Here is a 21,921-nt window from a genome sequence, read left to right as displayed (position 1 = left end):
TGTGCTGATCGGATTTGCTATCTGTCGGGCATGAAACTTCTGCTCGCTTCCGTCTTCATCGCCCTGCTTGCCGAAACGCCGCTGGCGGATCCTGACGCCGAAGCTCGGGCCCAGTCCCTGATGCGGGAAATCCGCTGCGTGGCTTGCGAGAACGAGCCGGTCTCCCAGTCCTCTGCCGCCATCGCCGAAGACATGCGCATCCGCATCCGGGAAATGGTCGGCGAAGGCGCCACCGACACCGAAGTGCGCGACTGGTTCGTCAGCCGCTATGGCGATTTTGTCCTGTTCCGACCGCCAGCTCGCGATCCGTCAGGCTGGTTACTCTGGGGTTTGCCCTTCGCGCTCCTGGCGGCGGGCACCGCCGGCGGTTTCCTGCTCGCCCGCAAATCGAGCCGCAAGTCACCGGAAATTGAACCCGAAGACGTCTGAAAACGGACGGTTTTTATCACCTCTGCGCCTTCAAGCCCCGGTCAGATCACCTAACTGTCTTTTAATGACCACATTGCCTGTGGCATGTTTATGTTCATGTTCGTCGCCTGAAACGGCGACAAATTCAATTCGTTGGAGCGGTTTATGAGCAAAATTGGAGTTTCGGCCCGTGCGATGCTGGCGGCCGTCTTTGGCGCAGCGATCATGGGGTCTGCTGTAGTCGTTCCAAAGCTGCTCGTCCCTGAGGCCGGTGCCCAGCCGATCGCGATCCAGCCCCCGCCGGGCGCCCCGATGAGCTTTGCGGACCTGATTGAAAAGGTCGAACCGGCGGTGGTTTCGGTCAACGTGATCTCGACCCAGGAGTTGAGCAGCCTTGGCGACATGGACCAGTTCTTCGAACAGTTCCGTGGCATGCCGGGCCTTGAGGATTTCTTCGAGCAGCGCCGCCAGCAGCAGGAGCAGGACTCGCCGCGCACCCGTGAAGCGCGCTCGCTCGGTTCGGGCTTCTTCATATCGCAGGACGGTCTCGTCGTCACCAACAACCACGTGATCGACCACGCCACGCAGATCCAGGTCGTGATGAGTGACGGACGCGAACTCGACGCCGAACTCGTCGGCACCGACCCGCTGACCGACCTTGCCGTCGTGCGCGTTAAGGAGCCGGGCCCCTACCCGTATGTGAAATTCGGCACGTCCAAGGAAATCCGCAAGGGTGACTGGGTCGTCGCCCTCGGCAACCCGTTCGGCCTGGGCGGCACCGCCACCGCCGGCATCCTGTCGGCAGATGGCCGCGAACTCGGTTCCGGCAGCCCCTATACCGACTTCCTCCAGATCGACGCGCCCATCAACCGGGGTAACTCGGGCGGCCCGACCTTCGATCTCAAAGGCAACGTGATCGGCGTGAACTCGCAGATCCTGTCGCCCACCGGCGGCTCGGTCGGCATCGGCTTCGCCATCCCGGCAGAACTCGCCAAGGAAGTCACGGACACCCTTATCAAGAACGGCCGCGTCTCGCGCGGCTGGCTTGGCGTTCAGATCGGCGACCTGACACCGGAATTCGCTGAAGCTCTTGGCCTGGAAGACATCAAGGGCGCGCTCGTCGCAGACGTAACAACCGGCAGCCCGGCTGAACGCGGCGGTCTCAAGCGCAATGACATCATTCTGTCGGTCAACGGCCAGAAGGTCACAGACTCCACGTCGACGACCCGTCTCGTCGCCAAGCTAATCGCCAACACGCAAAACAAGTTCGACATCCTACGCGACGGCAAGACGCAGACCCTCAACGTCACCGTGGGCGAACGCCCGGCAGACCTCACCGCAGCAAGCCAGGTGGGCAATGGCGGCACCAACCGGCTCGATCCGGGCGCGCCGTCCGCGATCCCGGGCAAACTGCTCAGCGATTTCGGCGTGCGCCTCCTGCCGATGGACGAAGGCACGCGCGATGCGCTCGGCCTGCGCCCCGGCGACACCGGCCTGACAATCACGGAAGTGGTCAAGGACGGCGTGTTCGAGAAAGCCGGCTTCGAGAACGGCATCGTGATCCTGGAAGCCAACGGCCGGGCTGTGCCCACCGTCGAGGCCTTCGAGAAAGCGGTTGCCGAGGCGAAAGCCGCCAACCGCTCGAAAGTGCTGCTCGCCCTGCGCGTCGGCCAGGTCACCAACTACCGTACTGTCGATATTCCCGAGTAACCCCTGCGTTCATGGAGCCTGAAATGGCGGACACACTTCATCATCGTGCCCTCAAGGTACTGGTCATCGAAGACGACAATGAGATGGCCAGCTTCATCGAGAAAGTCCTCGAAGATGCCGGACATGAAGTCGAGTGCGCCCGCGACGGGGCGGCCGGTCTGGCCCGCGCCCGGGCGGAAGACTTCGATGCGCTCGTGGTGGACCGGATGCTGCCCGAGAAGGACGGCCTGACCCTGATCCGGGAATTCCGGGACGCGGGCGGCACCACACCGGCCCTCTTCCTCTCGGCGCTCGGCGACGTCCAGAACAAGGTGCAGGGCCTGAAAGCCGGCGCGGAGGACTATCTGGGCAAACCCTTCGTTCCAGCCGAACTGGCAGCCCGCGTGGAAGCCCTCGGCCGGCGTCAGACCAGCGAGCCGCAGGTCACGTCCCTCAAGGCCGGCGATCTGGAAATGAACCTGCTCACCCGCAAGGTGACGCGGGCCGGCAAGAAGATCGATCTCCAGCCGCGCGAATTCCGCCTGCTGGAATACCTGATGCGCCATGCCGGCCAAGTCGTGACCCGCACGATGCTGCTGGAAAAAGTCTGGGACTACAATTTCGACCCGCAGACCAACGTCATCGACGTGCACGTCTCGCGGCTACGGTCCAAGATCGACAAGGAATTTTCCGAACCGCTCCTGCTGACCGTGCGCGGCGCAGGTTACCGTTTGCAGGGCTAGACGGCGATCATGGGGGCTGGCACCTAGGCGCCCATGAAGCTGCCCACAAACCGGCCGGCCTGGCTCACCCTTGAGCGTCTCGCCAAGCTGCCCGCGAAACTCGCCGGGCGGCTTCCGCGATTCCCGGACGAGATCCGGCTGCCCATCCCGGAACCGGTGCGCAAGTCCATGCCGGTCTTCATGCGGACGACCACCTTCAAGCTGGCGATGCTCTACAGCTTGATGATTGCCGCGTTTTCCGGCGCCCTGCTGGCCTATCTGTACTATTCGACCGTCTATTACATCCGGGTGGAATCCGAGCGGCGGATCACCGTCGAGTTCGAGCAGCTCGCCAACGCCTATTATACCGGCGGCATGCAGCGCCTCAGCCAGTCGGTGTTCGAGCGGATGACGCTGTCGGGCTCGCCCTTCTACTACTACCTGGAAGACACGTCCGGCCGGAAGATCGCGGGGCACTTCCCCCGTCTGCCGGACGACCCGCCCGAGTCGGGCATGAAGACCGTCTACTTCGATTTCGAGCTGCCCCAGACCGATGGCACCAAAGTGCTGCGGCCCGCCGCCGGCCGGATCGTCCGCCTGAAGGACAATGGCGGCGCGCTGATGGTGGCCTTCGACACGGCTCAGCAGACGGTAATCGTGGACCGTATCCAGAGCGCCATTCTCGTGGCTGCGCCGGTCGCGCTGATCCTGTCACTGCTGGGCGGCGTGCTGATCACGCGCGGCGCAGCCCGCCGGGCCGAGGAACTGGCGAAAACCGCCGAAGCGGTGATCGGCGGCGAGCTCAGCCGGCGCGTGCCTGTCCGCGGCACCGGCGATGAATTCGATCGCCTCGCCCAGCGGATCAACGCCATGCTCGACCAGATCGGCAAGCTGGTCGAAGCCTCGCAGAATACCGGCAACGCCATCGCGCACGACTTGCGCTCGCCGCTGACGCGCCTTCGCAATCGGCTTGAACTCGCGCTCGCTTCGCCGATGACGGAGCAGGATGCCAGCAACACGCTCGGCGAAACCGTCGAGGAAGTTGACCGCGTGCTTGACACGTTCAACGCCATCCTGCGACTGGCCCGTCTCGACGCCGGCACCGAAGGCCTGCGGGTCCGGATGGACCTCAGTGAAGTTGCCGAAGAGCTCGCCGAATTGTTCGACCCGGCTTGCGAAGAAGCGGGGCTCACCTTCCGCAGCCAGATCGCCCGCAACCAGCTGGTACTGGGCGACCGCGAGCTGATCGGCCAGGCAATCTCCAACCTCATCGACAACGCCATCAAGTACACGCCCCAGGGCGGCTCGATCTCGCTCAGCGTCACGCGCGGCGCGGATGCGATGATCGACCTGACCGTGTTGGATACTGGCCCCGGCATTCCGGCGGGCGATCGGTCGAAAGTGATCGAGCGTTTCCATCGGATGGACTCGGCGCGCACCCAACCGGGATCCGGACTTGGCCTCTCGCTGGTCCAGTCGGTGGCAGAGTTGCACGGCGGTGAACTGGTTCTGGCCGATGGCAACGGTCCGCCGGACCGCCCGGGCCTGCGCGCAACGCTTAGGCTTCCGCGGGCTTGACCTTTCGCGACGTGGGCCAGAGTCCGAGCAGCGCAGCGAAACCGATCAGCGCCACGCCGGCATAGAGCAGGTCGATCATCGGATTGAAGTAAACCCGGAACACCCAGCGTGTCTGCCCATCGACATTTCGCTGTTCGCCCAATGCCGCATAGAGGTCCCCGGTCCCGGTCTTATGGATCGCTGTTTCGGTCGTCGGCATCCGGGCAGCGGGATAGTAGCGTTTGGACGGCTCGAGTGTCGTCATCTGGCTGCCCTTGCGTGCGGTCAGCAGCGCCCCGTCGGCGTACCAGTTCGGACCTTCGATCGAGCGCACTTCGTCGAGGGTCAGTTCCCACCCAGCGACTGTGCCGGTATCGCCCTGCGCCAGCGCGAGCGTGGATTCATAGCGACCCGTGGTTTCGACCACCGCGCCGATGACGAACAGGCCGATGCCGACATGGGCCAGCGTCATCGACCAGACGCGGCGCGGCAGCTTGAACACGCGGCCCGGCGTGATCGCACGGCGCTTGAGTTCCCACAGCGAACCGAAGACTAGCCAAAGGCCCAGCGCGAGACCGAACGCCGCGCCGACCGGAATGTTCATCGGGCCGACACCCAGCAGCACGAAGAGCGCGACCAGACCCGCGCCGCCTGCGGCCCAGCGCAGCCAGCCTTTCACATCCGCCTTGCCCCACGCCCAGGCCTGCACGATGGGCAGGAGGATCAGGATCAGCGCCAGGATTGGCACGAAGGTGAGATTGAAATAGGGCTCGCCGACCGAAATGGTCCGCCCGAACGCCTCGGCGATCAAAGGGAAGAGTGTGCCGAGCAGCACTGTCAGGGCCGCCACGATCAGTACGATATTGTTGGCCATCAGCGCACCTTCGCGGCTGATCAATGTCCAAGGCCTACCGCCTTCCAGTTTCGGCGCCCGCCAAGCAAACAGGCCTAGCGCAAAGCCGCCATAAGTGAGCAAACCGATCAGCAGCAACGTGCCGCGCTCCGGATCGACAGCGAAGGCGTGCACAGAAGTCAGGACACCAGAACGCACGAGGAAGGCGCCGAGAATCGAGAACAGGAATGAGAGCACCGCGAGCAGCGCAGTCCATGCCGCGAAACCGTCGCGCTTTTCGGTGACGGTGATGGAATGCAGCAGCGCCGCCCCGATCAGCCAGGGCATCAGGGAAGCGTTTTCCACAGGGTCCCAGAACCACCAGCCGCCCCAACCCAGCTCATAATAGGCCCAATATGAGCCCAGGGCGATGCCAATGGTGAGCGGTGCGAAGGCTGCCAGGGACCAGATGCGGGCTTCCCTGGCCCAAACCCGGTCAATCCGGCCCTCCAACAGGCCGGCCGCGGCCAGCGCGAACACGAAGGAGTAGCCGACATAGCCGAGATAGAGCATCGGCGGATGGATCGCGAGCGCGGGATCCTGCAGCAGCGGATTGAGCCCCACGCCCTGGAACGGTGCGGGGTCGATGCGCAGGAAGGGCGACGAGGCGAACAGGAGGTAAGCCAAAGCGCCCGTCGCAAGCAGGCCCTGGATACCGAGCGCTCGCGCTTCGAACAGGGGCCGGTCCGTCTTCATGAAGGCAGCGGCGACGGCGCCGAAGCCGATTGTCACGATGCACCAGAGCGCCATCGAGCCTTCATGGTTCCCCCACGCACCGGCGATCTTGTAGACCATCGGTTTCAGCGTGTGGGAATTATTGGCCACCAGTGCGACCGAGAAGTCCGATGTGACGAAGGCATGGATGATCGACAGGAACGCCAGAGACATCACGCCAAAGGCCGCAACCGCAATCAGGCCGACCAGACGCCGCTCTCCGCGCAGGCCCATGATGCCCTGCGCCAGCGAAAGTCCGAGTGCGAGAAAGGCCGCAAAATGGCCGAGTTCGATCATCCGCCCGCCTCGAGCGGCTTCAGCTCGCGCGGCTGGTAGTTTTCGTCGTGCTTGGCCAGCAACTGGCGGGCCGTGAACTGACCGTCAGGCCCGAACGACCCCGTCGCCACAACGCCCTGGCCTTCGCGGAAGAGATCGGGTGCGACGCCGGTGAACTTTACCGTGATGGTGCTGGGGCTGTTGTCGATGACCGTGAACTGCATCGTGGCGCCGCCATCGGTATAGCTCAGCGTTCCGGGCTCCACCCAGCCGCCGACCTTCACTTCACGGCCCGGCTTCGGCATGCCTTTTTCGGCAAGGATTTCAGGCGTGTAGAAGAGGTTTGCATTCTCGCGCAACGCGAAGAAAGCCAAGATTGACGCCGCCAGCACGAGCAGGGCGGCGATTCCAAAGGTGTAGAGTCGTCTCGTACGGGCGCGCATGGAAGAGGTTATAGGGCGGCCCGCGGGGTTTGGGGAGTGCGGCAGATCACTCGCTTCCGGGCGCTGGCGGGGCGGCTTCGCCCTGCCCGATCGCCTCGATCATGCCCTTGAAGCGCTCGCGGCGCGGATCGTCTTCCGGCAGGCGTGCGTAAATGTAGCGCATGGCCTGTTCGGCCTTGGCCTGGTCGCCGGCCTGCGCTGCGCCCATGGCCGCCCACATGCCGGCGCGCACCTGCGTTTCATCGAGTTCGTAAGCACGCCCATAGAGACGGGTCGCGTCGGGGCCGACGCTGCCATTGCTGAGCTCCACGATCACGTCCGCCAGAGCCACAAGCGCGGGTACATAATCCTGGTTGCGGCGCAGGGCAGACTGGTAAGCGCGCAGCGCGTCATCCGGACGGCCCTGCGCGCGCAGCATCTCGCCGATGAAGAAGTGCGGTTCCGGCGCGTTCGGCTGGTCGACTGTGGCCTGCTCCAGGCGCGACAGCGTTTCGTCCAGCGTCAGCGACTGCGGATCGTTGCGGATTTTATCCATCAACGCGTCCTGGCGCAGATGCATGGGCTGGTCGCTAAGGCCCGGCCGCCCGGTCATCACGTAACCGGCCACCGACACGGCGAGGCAGGCGCCGAGGATCAGCCAGTTGCTGCGGGAAAGAGTGAGCTTCGTCATGGGCGCGTGAACCTGAGCGTGGCGCGCAGGCCGCCCAATGCCGCCTCGCCCAGCTCCAAGCGGCCCTTATGCAGCTCGGCCAGCTCCTTGACAATCGAGAGGCCCAGTCCGGTGCCGGGGGTGGTCTCGTCCAGCCGCACGCCGCGTTTCATGGCCGCCTCGCGTTCCTCGGCCGACAGGCCCTTACCGTCATCTTCCACGTCGATGGTGATGCCCTGCGGGGAGTCGGTGATCGTGACCTTCACCTCGGTCGACGCCCATTTGCAGGCATTCTCCATCAGATTGCCGATCATCTCCTCGAAATCCTGCTGCTCGCCCCGGAAGATCGCGGACGTGCTGCCTTCGACGGTGACCTCGATCCCCTTGGCATCGAACAGCCGGTTCAGAAGGCGCGCCAGCCCTTCTATGACGGGACGCACATCTGTCCGTGCCCCAATGGTTTCAGCACGCGCAGCCATCCGGGCGCGCTTGAGATAATGCTCGACATTCGTCTGCATCGCTTCCGCCTGACGGCGCACGACATCATCAAGCTGCGTCTGACCGGCCGCTTCATTCTTCAGGACAGCCAACGGCGTCTTGAGGGCATGCGCGAGATTACCCACATGCGTGCGGGCGCGTTCAACCACTTCCCGGTTATGCTCGATCAGCATGTTGAGTTCTTCCGTCAGCGGACGAACCTCCGACGGATAGTCGCCTTCCAGCTTCTGGGCCTCGCCTTCGCGCACACGCGCAACATCGGTCTGCAACCGTGCCAGCGGGTTCAGCGAGTAGCGGATGCCGAGCAGCATGGCCGCAAACACCCCGCCGAACAATGCCACCATCGTGCCGAACAGGAGATTGCGGAACCGTGTGGCGGCAAGGTCGTTCGGTGTACGGTCCGACGCGGCCACCAGGATGATCGGAGTCGCCCGGTTCTCGATGCGGATGGCCTGAATGGCGACGCGCGAACGCTGGTCCGCCGGGCCTTCATAGTCGCCGAACTGGGTGACGCCGGGCGCCGCAACCGCGCGTGCGATCAGGTCCGGCGGGATGGGCACGTCCTCGTCCCAGAGGCTTTTGGATCGGAAGTCGCCGGCGATGCTGAGGTCCGGGTTGATCCCGACAACGGCCCAATAGTGCCCGGAATACTGTGTCTGAAAACGCGCATCGCTGGGGAACAGTTCGCGGTCGGTATCGGTCAGCCGTCCGTCCGGAAGGAAGGCGTCTTCGCGGATCAACTCGCGCGAGAGGGTGACCAGTGTTTCCTGAAGGTCCTGCTCGACCAGGACCAGCGTCTGCGCGCGGTAGACTGCCGACAGCGCCAGCGCGCCGCCGATCAGCACAAAGATGCCCCAGATGCCAGCTGCAATCGTGATGCGGCGCGCCAGCGATACGCTGGACCAGCGGTCAAACAGGCTTTTCTGCGGGGCATCTGCGGGCGCGCTCATGGAGGCGGTTTAGCCCCTATTCGCGTCAGCCCGCAACGCGCGCCTCGTCTTCCGGCACGATCAGACGGTAGCCCAGACCGCGCTCGGTCTGGATCCGGTCCTGGCCGATCTTGCGGCGCAGGCGCCCGATGAACACCTCGATCGTGTTCGAGTCGCGGTCGAAATCCTGATCGTAGATATGCTCGACCAGTTCCGTACGCGGTACGACCCGGCCCTGATGGTGCATCAGATAGGAGAGGACGCGGTATTCGTGGGCCGTCAGCTTGATCGGCTCGCCGTTCACCGTGGCCCGCGCGGCGCGCGTATCGACCATCAGCTTGCCGCATTCCAGCATTGCCGCCGAATGGCCCGCCGCGCGGCGCAGCAACGCGCGCAGCCGCGCCAGCAGCTCTTCGGTGATGAACGGCTTGGTGAGATAGTCATCAGCGCCGGCATCGAAGCCCGCCACTTTCTCGCTCCACTGGTCGCGCGCCGTGAGAATCAGCACCGGGAAAGTCTTGCCCTCCTTGCGCCAGCTTTTCAGCACGCTGACCCCGTCGATCTTGGGCAGGCCCAGATCGAGCACGACGGCGTCATAGGGTTCCGTTTCGCCAAGGAATTGACCATCCTCGCCATCCGCAGCCAGATCGACTGCGTAGCCGGCCTGCGAGAGCGCATCCGCCAGTTGCCGGCGCAGGTCTGCATCGTCTTCGACCACCAGAATTCTCATATGCGGGTCTCCTGAAATTCCGAGATAGCGGTTCAGCCGCCGGTGCGGTTAAGCACCGCGCCGGTTTGCGCGTCGACCGTAACATGAACCTTGCGGCCGTCATCCGTCAGCCAGTCGATTTCGTAAACAGCGCCGCCGCCGTCGCGCGAGTAGAGATCCGCGCCCAGCTGGTAGCCGCCATACTCGCGCTTAAGCGACTGGAAGATCCGGCTCAGCGGGACGGTGCGGCCTTCCTTGACCGCGTCGCGGGCCTGGCCCGGCGAGAACTGGTCGCCCCAGCCCTGTTCGCCACGCTGCGCCAGAGGACCAGCAGACCAGTCCATACCAGGTTCCTCGCGACGGTCCTTGCCCTGTCCCTTGCCATCGGCAAACGCGGCGGGGGTGAGCAGCAGGCCGATGGCAGCAAAAAGAACGAGGGTGCGTTTCATGAGGCCCCATATGCGGTTGAAGCTCTGAACGTGAAGTGAATGGGTCGGTTGACGTGGGTTAACCTGTCTGTGCGCGCTGTTAGCCGCAAGCCAGCGCGCCGGAAAGACGTAAAATCACCAACGGTTTCAGGGCGGAAGATCCACCGCCCGACCTGCGCCCCGTGCAGCGCATGCCCGTCTTGCGCCGCGCTGCGCTAGAGGCGCGATCCGACCGGTGTGACGTCGGCTTTCGCCCAGACCATGTCTAAATGGCTGCGCACCATCTCCGCTTCGTCGGTCTTTCCCTGCTGCTCCAGCACCAGCGCAAGCCCGGCCATCGACCAGCCATTGTGCGGATAGTCCGACAGGTCCTTGCGGTAGACGGCTTCGGCCTCAGCATAGCGGCCGGCTTTGACGAGCGCCTCACCGAGCGATTGCCGCGTCGGGTAATACCAGAAGGGCGGTTCGGTGTAGGGTAGCGAATCCTGCAGCGCGACCGCCTCATCGAAGGCCGCGATGGAGGCCGCGTCGTCGCCTTCGGCGCCCGCGATCTCACCCAGGAGCAGCTTGTCGGCAATGTTCAGCAACAGGCTCGCCGGATAGTCGTTCGTGTCCATGAACTGTATCTGGACGGTGTCTTTCACCTTCGCCAGAGCGGCCTGTTCGACCTTGGCCGGTTCGGCCAGCCCTGTGCGTGCCAGCGCGACGCCGCGCGCGTAGTGCCAGATCGCGTTGGAGTAATCGAGATCCGCAGGCGGCGCATCCATGGCCAGTATCTCGTTCCACTTGGCAAATTGCACATGGGCCAGGAGCGGCACGGTCTTGAAGAACTCGATTGTCGGAAACTCCTTGATCTGTTCGATCCGGACATTGTCGGCCAGCTTCTGCGCGGTCTCCAGCGCGAGAGCGCTTTGACCGGACATGCTGGCCGCCGCCCATAGGAAGTGGATGTTATGGGGATAGTACAGCGCCGGGTAAAAGCCCTGCGCGTTGCATTGCGCGATATAGTCTTCGTCCACCTTGGCGGCCTGAATGTTGGCGAGCGCCGCATCGTCATACCGGCCGACGCGCCAGTAGATATGTGCCGGCATGTGCACGAGATGGCCGGAACCGGGCACAAGCGTGTAGAGCCGGTCAGCCTCGTCTTCCGCGCGGCCCGGATCGGAGGAGGCCTCGACTGCGTGCAGGTAGAGGTGCAGCGCCAACGGATGATCCGGCGAGCGCTCAAGAATGGTTTCGAGCGCTGAAATCACCTTGACGGTTTCGGGCTTCGGCTCGCCGTCTGCGGACCAATAATCCCACGGCATGGTATTCATCCAGGCCTCGGCATACATCGCAGCAGCGTCATCATCGAGCGGATGGGCTTCGACATAGGCGCCCATCGCTTCGGCGTAGGCTATGTCCTGTGGTTCGCGCGGAGCATCGAAATCGGCGCTGTATCGGGTGAGCAATGCCTCGATCAGAGCCTGCTCCGAAGGCGTTGCCCCGGCTTTCAGCGCATCCGCACGTTTGATCGCGCGATAGGCCGAAGCCCGGTCGGCGGGCGACATGACGGCCTTTCCCTTGCTCGTCACATTGATGTTGGGCCCGGTCGCGAGCGCTTCGCCCCAGAAGCACATGGCGCAGACCGGATCGAGTTTCTGTGCAGCCCGGAACGACCGGATGCTCTCGGCATGATTGAACCCGAAAGCCAGCACCATGCCCTGATCGAAATACTTCTGCGCATCCGGGCTCGCCGTCGTGATCTCCCGGTGGAAATTGCCCATGCCCTCGAACAACGGAGCGCCCGCAATCTCGGCGACGCTTTGCCCGGGGTCGGGTTGCGTCCCGTGCTGGAACGTCTGGCAACCCGCAAGGGCAATCAGGCCGACGGCCACAAACAGATGACTGGTCTTCATGTCGAAACTCCCCACCATTGCGCCGTCCGTTATCCGGACGCTCATCAAACAACGATGTGAATTGATAGCACAATTCTGCCGCCGAGGCGAAGGTTCAACGGCCTTCAGCCCAACGCTTCAGGCCTTCGTCGCGCGGATCGCTGAGAACGATCTCAAGGCGGACATACAGGTCGCCGGGCGGGGTGACCTGAACGCCCTTGCCCTTCAGGCGAAGCTGCGCGCCGGTATTGGTGCCCGCCGGAATTTTCAGTGCCACGGGTCCGGACGGCGTGCGCACATCCACCGTGCCGCCCAGAACCGCTGTGCGCAGGTCAACGCTCAACGGCATGCGCAGGTCCTTGCCGTCGCGCGTCCAGATCTGGCTGGGCAGCACATCGACCTCAAGCAGGGCATCGCCCGGCGCGCCGCCGGACGGCGAAGGCTGGCCCTGGCTCTTCAGGCGGAGGGTCTGGCCACTGGTGATACCCGCCGGGATGTTCACATCCAGCGCGCTGCCATCGGCCATGGTCATCCGGCGGCGGGCGCCGGTGACCGCGTCTTCGAACGAGATCTCGACCCGGTACCGGATGTCGCGGCCTTTCTGGGGGCCCGGATTACGCCGCCGGGCGCCAGCGCCGAACATACCGGACAGAATGTCCTCGAACGGATCACCCTGGGCACCGCCGAACGGGCTGCCGCCGTCCCAGCGTCCTCCGCCTCCGCCTCCGGGAAAGCCGCCCCCGGCGAACCCACGCGGATTGCCTTCGGCGTCGATCTCGCCGCGGTCGAACTTCGCCTTCTTCTCGGCATCCCCCAGGATCTCGTATGCCGACGAGACGCGTTTGAACTCTTCCGCCTTGCGGGCATCGTTGGGGTGTTGGTCGGGGTGAAGCGCCTTCACCTTCATACGGTAAGCCTTCTTGATCTCGGCCTCCGTGGCCGAGCGGGGCACGCCCAGGACTGTGTATGGATCGAGCGCCAAAACAGGGCTCCTCGCCTCAGTTTCAAATTACCCCTCTTAGGTAAGGTGATCCGGGTCCGATTGAAAGCCATGGACCGGTGCGGCCATCCAGCCCTTTTTCGGCCAGCCTCGACAATCGCATAGCCGTTTCGCAGCAGCTGTAAAAATCCGGCCGCAAGGAACCCGGCAGGCACCCACTTCCAAAGCCGGCTGGCGCAGCAAGGCGCCTGCATCGCGCCCGGCCCAGTTCGCGGCGCGCGGTTCACTTAGCATCGCCAGCGGCCAGGCCGCCTTCGCCTCGCGCGGTGTTCCCAAAAGGCCAGGTCCATTTCATGTCGGGGTCCGCTCGCTCCGGCTGTCTTCACGGCCGTGAAGCTAACCCCGCCGGATGTCCTGCCGGATTGGCGAGCCCGGAATTTAAGCACCAATTTTGCGAGTCTTTGAATCCTTAGGAGTTTTTTATGCGACCCGAGTCAGAAAATGTAGGCACAAGTGTTTTCTTGTGCACCCAAATCTGCCATCACCCGATGGCAAGAACGGAAAAGACCGAAAGAGAGAAACTCCATGTCGGCCCGAGTGATTTCCATTGCCAACTCCAAGGGCGGGGTCGGCAAGACCACCACCTGTGTCAGCCTCGCCGAAGCCTTTGCCGCCGCCGGCATGCGCACCCTGGTCATCGACCTCGATACGCAGGCCAACGCGTCGCTGCTGATCTTCGGTCATGCCGGCGACGAGCACCTGTTCACCGCCATCAATGACTACGCCACGATTTCGGACTGGTTGCTGGAAAACTTTTTCGCCGGCGAACAGCGCCGCCTGTCGGAGTTCATCGTCACCGATGCCAGCGACGTCACTTTCAAGGGCCGTCCCCTGCCGCTGGACCTGATCCCCTCCTCGCCACGTCTGCGCAAGACCGAGCGTGAGCTGATCTTCGAACTCACGGCCAAGGGCTATGCGATGGAGGCCCTGCAGAACCAGGTCGGCAAACGCCTGCGCGACGACCTGAACCTGCTCAAAGCCGACTATGACGTCATCCTGTTCGATTGCCCGCCCGGCATTTCTGTGATGACCGAAACCGTGCTCGCCGCCAGCCACTTGATCATTGTGCCGACTATTCCGGATTTCATGTCCACCCTGGGTCTCGACCTCTTCACGGGTGACATCATGAAGAACTTGCGTAACCGGGATATTGCGACCCTGCCGGTCGTGCTGGCCACCCGTTTCGACAACACACCCCACCAGCAGGTTGTGCTCGGCGCCATGCGCGATGCGGCGAACGCCAAGGAAACCGAGTTCGCGATGTTCAAGACCATCATTCCGCTTAAATCAGGGTTCGCTTCGAACCCGATAGAGCTGGGCCCGGATCCGACCCTTCAGGCCAAATGGCCGGGCGACGCTCTCAATATCATCGAGCAGCTGCTTGGCGAAGTCCGGGAGAAGCTGGCATGAGCTTCGGCGGCGGCCCCACCGGCTTTGATGCGATCCAGGCGCTCGTCGCTGCGCGCGACAGTCTTCCGGCCGTGGCCGACAAGGACTGGGCCGCCGCGTCCGGCCTTATCGTCAAGAAACTGCTCAACGCCGCCGGCCAGACCGCCGAAGGCCTGATGGCGCTGCGCACAGCGGTTGGCGAAGAGATCTTCGAAGCGCAACTGAAATCGCTGTCGCACCATCAGGCCAAGCTGCTCGCCAAACGTCTCGACAAAAGCGTGCCGGACCTGGATGTCTCCACAGCCCGCGCCGCGGTCGCCCACATCCGCACCCTGCTCACCGTGCCGGCCGCCGTGCAGTCGGGGGGCAGCGCTGATCCGGCCACGGAAGAAACAGTCGATGCCGCGAGCACGCCCGAATCCGAAACGATGAACGAGCCCTTGGGCGACGACACGCCGCCTTCGCCCCCGGCCAGCCCGAACCCCTATTTCGGCCGCAAGTCCTTCCGCACGGGCTAAGGCGCTGCGGCAGCAGCGCCAAGCCTGGAATTCATAACGAAAGTACGGACTAGGCGCCCGCTATCCGCAACCCTTGCGGCCCGGCATCGTTCGCCGGCGTTTCAGCCACGCTCCAGAGCGCCCGGAAGGCCAGGCTCGCCAGCTGGGCGCGCTCGCTGCCCTCGCCGCTCATCGACAGCTTGCCATCCTCGAACGCGGTTGAAACCCACGCTTTCAACGGCTTGCCGGTCCACACCGCGACCCGGCCGAAATTCACCTGCTCAACGATCTCGCCCTGTTCGGGAATGTTCACCACGCGCACCGTGCGGCGGGCCACATCCTCGCCATAGACCGCCGCGACCGCTCCCAGCACATCCGTGCCCGACAGCCGCGTGAAGATCGCTTCAAACCCAACGCCTTGCGCTTCGAGTTCCGGCAGGCGCGCCAGCATCTCGCGGGCCACTTTCGTGTCCGGGCTGCGCGCGATCAGCTGCACCTTGTAGGCATCCGGATGCGCCGCCTTGCCGGCCTCACGCCCGATCCGGTTGATCACATCCGGCACGGTGGCCAGTGTTGGCTGCGAAAGCTGGGTCATTGTCTCTGCCTCGTCTCCAGGCAGCCCACGCCTTCTGCGGCCACCAGCGGTTCACGCCTGACCTTGGTGAAATTTCGCTAAGGCGGCGTTAACAATCTCGGGACGGTCCAGCTGCAGTTGCCCTGGCCGATGCCCCTTCGGGGGGATGATCAAGTCTCTCCGATGCTTTCTAAACTCGCGGCAAATCCGAAACCGCCCACAGGGAAAACAAGATGCGCCTTTCGACCTTTACCCTTGCTGCAGTTGTCTTCGGCTCAGTTGCCGCCTTTGCCAGCGCACAAACCCAGTCAGAACCGGCCTGCCTGGCCGGCGATGCCGAGGCCTGCTTCTATACAGGCGTCGAATACGCTCAGGGCATTGGCGCGCCGGAAGACAAGCAGAAAGCCGTCACTTTCTTCCTGAAGGCCTGCGACGGCGGCATTCCCGACGGCTGCTCCACCTCCGGCGTCCTGATCCGCGCGGGCGAAGGCAACCTCGAGAAGAACGTCATAAGGGGTGTCGCTTATCAGGAGCGCGCCTGCGCCATGGGCCATGTCGATGGCTGCGAATGGGCGCTCGGCAACCGCATCAGCCCGGCTTCAGAAGCCTACGATCTCAAGAAAGCCATCGCCACCGCCAAGGCCGGTTGCGAAGCGGGCGTTGAAAAGGCCTGCGCCTGGGGCCGCAGCTGGTCCTGGGATGGCAGTAAGGGCAAATACCCTGACCTGATCAACATGATCGACGCGGGCTGGTTTGCCGAACGCGATTGTGCGCGCAATGATATCATGGGGTGCTATATCGCAGAGCGCGCCTATGCTGACCCCGAGTCTGCCGCCTTCGACGCCGCAAAAGGCCTGAAATACTCCCTTATCAACTGCAACGAAAAAGCCAATGAAGGTAGCTGCCGCAATGTCGGCGGGGTCTATCTCGACATCGGCGAAGAAAAGCTGGGCGCGGAATATATGCGCAAGGCCTGCGGCATGGGCCACGAAAACGCCTGCGAAATCGCCGCCGACTGGGAACGCTACTTCGCAGAAGTTGCCGCCCGCGAAGCCCGCATTGCTGCACGCGACAAGATCATCAACGATCTCGTCTCCGCCGGCCGCTATGGCGACGCTGTCTCCGCTGCCCTGCACCAGATCGGCACGAAGGAATACGCGGAAAAAGCCGCCCTCTCGGCCAGGTCCGCCGGCGCGATGGCTCAGATCGAGACCGCTGATCTTTACGCCCTCGCCCTCTGGTTCCCGTCCGGTCCGGTCCGCGCTGCCGCCGATTCTGAAATGTCCGCACGCGGAACAGGTCTTGAAGGCACCTTCGGCACCGGCACCAATGAACCGGGCATGGCTGATGCTCGCTGGAAAGACCTCTACGGCTCCTCGGCCCCGCGTTACACGTCCAGCACCAGCCCCAGCGCGCCGCAATCCCGGACCTTCGGCGCGGGCGATGCGGCCGCCCAGACCCGCGAAAAATATCGCTACGCCCACTGCATCATGGCCGGCAGCAACACCAGCGCCACGGTCTGCCAATAGGCGAATGAACGCAGCGGCCCCGGACGCGTCATACACCAGTCCGGGCCCGACCTTTCTGCCTCAGCTCACGCTTCGGGGCGCGCCGCGTCGTCCTCGTCCGGCGCGTCCTCCTCGCCCGGCATGCTTGGCACCATCGCCTGCAACACCATCTGCTCGAACGCCCCGGGCAGGAACCGGTAAGCCACGAACGTCGCATCCGAAGGCGGAAACTTCAGCGGAAAGGGTGATGCCGCGACCGGCTCGCGCGGTTCCGAATACGCGCCGGCTTCAAGCTCCGCCACCTCCGCCTCCGGATCGGCCATCCGGTCAAGCAGCGGGCTACCAGCCGCCTTCAGCTGCCGCTGGATCGCCGACGACGACACACTCGCCCGCTTGACGATCTTACCCGCCTGCCAGGCGATGCGCAGTGTATTGAGGATCTGCGTCTCGGGCTCTTTCGCCAGCGGCCCGCTCACGGGCAGCGCCAAGTATACTTCATCGAAATGCGTGAACACATAGGGCCGCAGGAAATCGAAGTCCGGATTGGTCTGGATATCCTTCGAACCCTGCACCAGCGCCAGTGGCCGCTCCTGCTCCCCGCGCAGGTCCTTAATCATCCGCGCAAACGCCGCAAACTTCTGGCTCGGCTGGCTCCACAGCGCCGACAGGAACAGGAGCGAGTCGATCACGATCGCGAGTCCCAGCGGCAGCGCATCGTTCCGGCGCAGACCCTGCTGCGACTCAACCAGGTCCTTCACCTGCGAGCTCGACAACTTGTCCTGCGTCACCTCCTCGCCCTGACGCACCATCACCTCTCGGATCGCATCGCGGCGCACCGCTTCCTCGCGTTCGGTCTCGGTCTGCATCGACGGCCCGTCGATCACCGCGCGCACCGGCGTCGTCAGCGTGAACCAGAACCGGTCGAGCGCCTCGCGCGTCGCTGCCGCGCCGGCATAGCTGTCGAGCTCCGAGATCGGCAGCACGGGCAACGCTGCCAGGTCTGCGGCCACGCCGTTGAGCTGGCTCGCAATCGTCGTGTTGTAGCACTTGAACCGAAGGCCTGTGCCGCTTTCCTCGCGCGTCAGCGCCGGGTTCGCGTATTCCGCCGCCCAGGTTCTCAGGTCCCCGACATAGTTCGTCACGCTCTGGCTCGTCGCCAGCGCCTGCAGCGTTGCGCCCGCCTTGTTCGCCGCGGCGGCCGCCTTGCGGAACACTTCCTCGCGCTGCGCGGGCGTCACATCGCCAGCCGTCTTCGCACCGATGCCGCGCACTTCCTCTATGGACGCTCGCACCGTCTCGGCCTCGCCGCGCACCTGTTCGATCTGCGGCGTCAGCGCCATCACCAGCGCATTCACTTCGCCTGCCCGCGCCGCCAGATGGCGCGTGCGCGGCCCGTCGCCGCCGCCCGACACCTCACCGCACTGATTGCCGCTCGCGCGCTCGACTTCCGACAACCGGTTGAAGTTCGTGTTCAGCGTCCTCAGCGTCGCCAGCGTTCCGCCCAGCTGGGTATCAGCCACCGTAATCTCGCGGTCGAACACCGTCAGGTAACGCTCCGCATCGCCCACCGCCTGCGAGCGCGCCTCAAGCTGCGTCCAGTAGAACGCAAACCCGAAACTCACCGAGATCAGCAACGTCACGACATAGGTCGCCACCAGCGACATGCGCGGCCAGAAGTCCCGCCCGGACCGGAACATCTCGCTCACCGAATAGGCCATGATCACGGTCGTCGCAAAGATGAACAGGAACACACCAATGGTGCCGAAGATGCCGAAGCTGTTATCGCCCGACTGCAACACCTGCAGCATGCCGGTATATGTTCCGATGAACGAGATCGTCACGAACACGGCGAGGCAGAAGATCGGGATCGACGCAAAGATCGGCAGCGCCTTGGCCGCCGCCGCCATCCGCCCCATGTTCCGGGCGGCCGCGTCAAACGCGTCATTCATGTTCCGTCCGCCTACGGAAGGGTCAGAGGTCTCGTCTCGGCGTTGCCAGGGAAACTTCAAGTCTGGTCCTCCAGGAGGTCTTGCAGCAGGATGTCGGCCAGCGGCGAGAGAATGCCGCCGCCCAGATCCTTCGCAAAGGCAGCGCGCGGCGAACCGGCGCCAAGGGATATCACGTAGGAATAGGACCGCCCGTCGGAAAACTCGATTCCGCCAGCGATCCAAAGATCGGATTCGTCATAGCTGCCCCCGGCCGGGCCAGACGAAACCGAACCTGTCTTGGCAATGTGCAAGGTCACGTCCTTGCGCCCCGCCGCACACCACGCCGTCAGCCGCCGCAGCGTGCCATGTTCGGCGTCGCAGATCGGCTGGCTCAGCACCGCGCGCAGGAACTTCGCCCCGCCCTCACTGATGCCCTCATGCACATCCAGCGACGTCCTCGCAGGCGTCTCCTGCCGGAAGGTGTAATTGCCCTGCGCCGTCGGCTCGATCAGCCAGTAGCGCTCCACGAAGTAGGGCTGCATCACCAGATCGGTCCGGCCTTGCGCCGCCGACAGGGCGGCCGCCGCCAGCCAGTGCACCGCGCGCGGTCGCCCGGCAAACCGGCCCAGCGCCAGATTCGTCGCCACCGGCGTGCCGCGGTTTTGCGCCGGCACGTAAAAGCCCAGCGCGTCCATCAACGTCACGATCTGCTCAATCGTCGTGCCCTCGCCCAGCGCGCGCACCACCGCCGGATTGAGCGACGAGCCGAACGCTCGGCGCAGCGTCACCCGCGCGGGCGTTGCGCCGACGGCCGATCCCGCGCAGCGTTGCGACAGGCCCGACATGCAGGCATTGCTCACCGTCTTGTCCGGATTGGTCTCGCCGCCCTGCGCCAGCAGCAGCGCCGCCGCCAGCTTCGCCACCGAGCCGACAGGCCGCGACTCGTTCGTGCGGTCATAGGGTCCGCGACCGAACCCGCGGATCAGCTGGCGCGTGTCGCCATACCCGGAATAGGCCGTCGTCGAGGAGGAATTGTAATAGCGCACGATCCGGCCCGTCTCGTCCGCCGCCGCAATCACCAGCGGCATGTCGCCCTCGTGCAGGCGCAGCGAACCGTCTGCGGACAATTCCTGTACCGGCAGCGCGCCCGTCCGGAACCTGCCCGTCGCTGATAGCGTCTCGCCCAGCGCAATCGCGGCCATGCGCGCTTTCGCGCGGAATCGGGAATTCTCCGCAACGTCCAGTGTCACATCCACCTCGCGCACCTTGCCGCGCCACGGGTGCGTCCCCGTCAGGCGCGTCGGCTCACGCTTGGCCGGCACGGCGGCCTTGGTCGCCTCGGCCTGCGCCACCGGCGCAAACAGGTCTGTCAGCTCCGCCACCACTTCGCGCTGCACGTTGGGCGCCAGTTCCTTACCCAGCCGCATCGGCGCGACCAGCGGCACCTCAGCCGTGATCCCCTCATCCCGCAGGATCGCCAGGAAGTCCGGATTCGTCTGCCCCACATTCGCCGGCACGCGCAGCTCGGCCAGCCGTTCCCGCGTCCGCTTGCGCACGCGCGCATCGGGGATCACACGCGTGCCGTCCGCCAGCCGTGCCTTGTCGCTCGCGCACAGCAGCGCGCGGCCCATGTGTTTCTCCACGCCGATCAGGTCATACAGGATGCCCGCGCGCGCTTCCTCATCGGCGGGCCAGGCAATCGGCCGGCGCACCGCCGCCGCCAGCACCAGCTGCTCCGCCGCGTCCAGCTCCTCGGCCCGTTTGCCGAACAGGAACTGCCCGGCCGCGTAGACGCCATAGATGCTGCCCTGCTCGTCGCCGCCGCCCTGCACCAACGGAATGTGCTGGGAGAACCAGCGCTCCAGCCCTTCCGTGTCGCTATCATTGACCAGGTAATGGTTCAACACCGGCGCTTCGCTCAGCTCATGGAACTTGCGCAGCATCGGGTTCGAATTGCGCGAATGCATCTTCCACATCGACCGCGCCAGCTGCATCTCCAGCGTCGAGCCGCCGCGAGAGCTGATCGGCAAGCGCGCCAGATGCAGCACGTCCACGCCGTAGCGGTTGCGCAATTCGCCCCGGTGCCGATCCTCCGTGTACACCACACATCGCCAGAAATAGGGCGGCGCATCCGCCACCGGCACCGCCTTGTGGTCCGGCGAAGCCCCGAAAGGCGCCAGATCGCCGCGGTCGAACTCGCCAAGGTGATCGTTCTCCGTCTCCGGATGCACAATCCCGAAATACCGTCCCTGGCTGTCATACATCGCGACCGCGCGGGCCCGCAGGTCGGCAAACTGGAACGCGTTCCAACGCGCCTTGCCGTTCACCAGCAACGCCCCGTTCAGCCAGCCGAACCACAGCAAGGCGCCGAAATACACGATGGCCATCAGCAGCAGGAACACACCCAGCGTCCGGCGCTGTCCGCCGCGCACCACCACAGCCGGAACCCGCGTCGTCCACCGCGCCACGCCGATCCCGAAATCGCGGGCCGATTCGAGGGTCCTCACGAGGAATCGCAACGGCGTCAGGCGTCCTTCTGATCGCTAAGGCAGAAGAAAAACATTAACGAGGATGAACGGGGTGTGAAGCCGTGAGACGCAGACGCAGTTGCAGTCGCAGTGCCCCTTGGGGCTTTGTTGAGCTCCATTCGGCAAACTGATACGCCGGACGCATGAGGCCACTTCGCTATTCCATAAATGTCACGCTGGACGGGTGTTGCGACCACACCGCCGTCACGCCCGAAATCGAGATGCACCGCCACGCCGCGGAAATCATAGCCAGCGCCGATGCACTGCTGCTCGGCCGCATTACCTACGGAATGATGGAATCCGCCTGGCGTGTTTCGCCAAACGGCAGGAAGCCCGACTGGACCGAAAGCTGGATGGATGCCTTCATCGACGCCATTGATCCGGCAAAAAAGTACGTCGTTTCAGACACATTGACCGAGGTGGACTGGAATGCCGAGATCATCCGCGGCGCCGATCTAGAGCAGACGGTCCGCGCTCTAAAGCAGCAGCCGGGAAACAGCCTCTATGTCGGCGGTGTGACGCTGCCCAAGGCGCTCGCCGAGCTTGGACTGATTGACGAATTTGAGATGATCGTCCACCCCGTGATCGCCGGCCACGGCCCCACGCCGTTCGCGGGGCTCTCCAAGCCGCTGAACCTGGAACTTGTCGGCCGCAAGGAATTCGTGTCCGGCGCCGTTTCCCTGCGCTACAAGCTGAAAGGCTAGAC

19 protein-coding genes are annotated in these 21,921 nt (G+C 64.3%); 8 read left to right on the top strand and 11 right to left on the bottom strand.

The features are described 5' to 3' along the window. Positions 1-30: 30 nt before the first annotated feature. The 4 genes from GC148_RS03850 (at position 31) to GC148_RS03835 (ending at position 4,397) form a co-directional block, all read left to right on the top strand. Complete coding sequence (locus GC148_RS03850; protein WP_291068842.1) at positions 31-429, top strand: cytochrome c-type biogenesis protein; 399 nt, start codon at positions 31-33, stop codon at positions 427-429. A 144-nt stretch (positions 430-573) separates the two neighbouring features. Further along, positions 574-2,118 (top strand): trypsin-like peptidase domain-containing protein, encoded by a 1,545-nt coding sequence (locus GC148_RS03845; protein WP_291068840.1) that lies wholly within the window; start codon positions 574-576, stop codon positions 2,116-2,118. 23 nt (positions 2,119-2,141) lie between these two features. Then, complete coding sequence (locus GC148_RS03840; protein WP_291068838.1) at positions 2,142-2,840, top strand: response regulator transcription factor; 699 nt, start codon at positions 2,142-2,144, stop codon at positions 2,838-2,840. A gap of 33 nt (positions 2,841-2,873) precedes the next feature. Further along, the gene (locus GC148_RS03835; RefSeq protein WP_291068836.1) at positions 2,874-4,397 is read left to right on the top strand and encodes an ATP-binding protein; all 1,524 of its coding nucleotides are present in this window, start codon (positions 2,874-2,876) and stop codon (positions 4,395-4,397) included. On the opposite strand, the gene GC148_RS03830 is transcribed toward GC148_RS03835, so the two are convergent. The 8 genes from GC148_RS03830 to GC148_RS03795 form a co-directional block, all read right to left on the bottom strand. Further along, positions 4,378-6,279 (bottom strand): heme lyase CcmF/NrfE family subunit, encoded by a 1,902-nt coding sequence (locus GC148_RS03830; protein ID WP_291068834.1) that lies wholly within the window; start codon positions 6,277-6,279, stop codon positions 4,378-4,380. The genes GC148_RS03835 and GC148_RS03830 overlap by 20 nt on opposite strands. Continuing rightward, a complete protein-coding gene (locus GC148_RS03825) occupies positions 6,276-6,701 on the bottom strand; it encodes a cytochrome c maturation protein CcmE (protein ID WP_291068832.1) in 426 nt (141 codons plus the stop codon). Before GC148_RS03825 ends, GC148_RS03830 begins: the two co-directional genes overlap by 4 nt. A gap of 46 nt (positions 6,702-6,747) precedes the next feature. Then, positions 6,748-7,371 (bottom strand): tetratricopeptide repeat protein, encoded by a 624-nt coding sequence (locus GC148_RS03820; RefSeq protein WP_291068830.1) that lies wholly within the window; start codon positions 7,369-7,371, stop codon positions 6,748-6,750. Then, the gene (locus GC148_RS03815) at positions 7,368-8,798 is read right to left on the bottom strand and encodes an ATP-binding protein (protein WP_291068828.1); all 1,431 of its coding nucleotides are present in this window, start codon (positions 8,796-8,798) and stop codon (positions 7,368-7,370) included. Before GC148_RS03815 ends, GC148_RS03820 begins: the two co-directional genes overlap by 4 nt. A 25-nt stretch (positions 8,799-8,823) precedes the next feature. Further along, positions 8,824-9,507, bottom strand: a complete 684-nt coding sequence (locus GC148_RS03810) for a response regulator transcription factor (RefSeq protein WP_291068827.1) — start codon at positions 9,505-9,507, stop codon at positions 8,824-8,826. Between the two features lie 32 nt (positions 9,508-9,539). Then, positions 9,540-9,935 (bottom strand): PepSY domain-containing protein, encoded by a 396-nt coding sequence (locus GC148_RS03805; RefSeq protein WP_291068825.1) that lies wholly within the window; start codon positions 9,933-9,935, stop codon positions 9,540-9,542. A gap of 194 nt (positions 9,936-10,129) precedes the next feature. Next, a complete protein-coding gene (locus GC148_RS03800; RefSeq protein WP_291068823.1) occupies positions 10,130-11,812 on the bottom strand; it encodes a tetratricopeptide repeat protein in 1,683 nt (560 codons plus the stop codon). Between the two features lie 94 nt (positions 11,813-11,906). Further along, positions 11,907-12,773: a J domain-containing protein gene (locus GC148_RS03795; RefSeq protein WP_291068821.1), complete on the bottom strand. Its 867-nt coding sequence runs from the start codon at positions 12,771-12,773 to the stop codon at positions 11,907-11,909. A 543-nt stretch (positions 12,774-13,316) separates the two neighbouring features. Here GC148_RS03795 and GC148_RS03790 point away from each other — a divergent pair. Together GC148_RS03790 and GC148_RS03785 are read left to right on the top strand one after the other, a co-directional pair. After that, positions 13,317-14,201 carry an AAA family ATPase gene (locus tag GC148_RS03790; protein ID WP_291068819.1) on the top strand — a complete coding sequence of 295 codons (885 nt, stop codon included), beginning with the start codon at positions 13,317-13,319 and terminating at the stop codon, positions 14,199-14,201. Further along, positions 14,198-14,698 (top strand): hypothetical protein, encoded by a 501-nt coding sequence (locus GC148_RS03785; protein WP_291068817.1) that lies wholly within the window; start codon positions 14,198-14,200, stop codon positions 14,696-14,698. Before GC148_RS03790 ends, GC148_RS03785 begins: the two co-directional genes overlap by 4 nt. A 49-nt stretch (positions 14,699-14,747) precedes the next feature. On the opposite strand, the gene GC148_RS03780 is transcribed toward GC148_RS03785, so the two are convergent. Then, complete coding sequence (locus tag GC148_RS03780) at positions 14,748-15,272, bottom strand: hypothetical protein (protein ID WP_291068815.1); 525 nt, start codon at positions 15,270-15,272, stop codon at positions 14,748-14,750. Between the two features lie 212 nt (positions 15,273-15,484). Between GC148_RS03780 and GC148_RS03775 the strand changes: the two genes are divergently transcribed. Next, entirely contained in the window at positions 15,485-16,780 is a 1,296-nt protein-coding gene (locus GC148_RS03775; RefSeq protein WP_291068813.1) for a tetratricopeptide repeat protein, read from the top strand. A gap of 65 nt (positions 16,781-16,845) precedes the next feature. Here the strand turns inward: GC148_RS03775 and GC148_RS03770 are convergent, their stop codons facing one another. Together GC148_RS03770 and GC148_RS03765 are read right to left on the bottom strand one after the other, a co-directional pair. After that, on the bottom strand, positions 16,846-18,708 hold the full coding sequence (locus GC148_RS03770; protein WP_291068812.1) for a hypothetical protein: 1,863 nt from the start codon (positions 18,706-18,708) through the stop codon (positions 16,846-16,848). Between the two features lie 56 nt (positions 18,709-18,764). Further along, complete coding sequence (locus tag GC148_RS03765; RefSeq protein ID WP_291068810.1) at positions 18,765-21,194, bottom strand: transglycosylase domain-containing protein; 2,430 nt, start codon at positions 21,192-21,194, stop codon at positions 18,765-18,767. Positions 21,195-21,358: 164 nt separating this feature from the next. Between GC148_RS03765 and GC148_RS03760 the strand changes: the two genes are divergently transcribed. Next, a complete protein-coding gene (locus tag GC148_RS03760) occupies positions 21,359-21,919 on the top strand; it encodes a dihydrofolate reductase family protein (RefSeq protein WP_291068808.1) in 561 nt (186 codons plus the stop codon). Positions 21,920-21,921: the final 2 nt, after the last annotated feature.

The organism is Hyphomonas sp. (assembly GCF_016125515.1).
GTDB lineage: Bacteria > Pseudomonadota > Alphaproteobacteria > Caulobacterales > Hyphomonadaceae > Hyphomonas.
The sequence above is the reverse complement of the archived record's forward strand: the minus strand, read 5'-3'. Positions and strand labels throughout refer to the sequence as shown.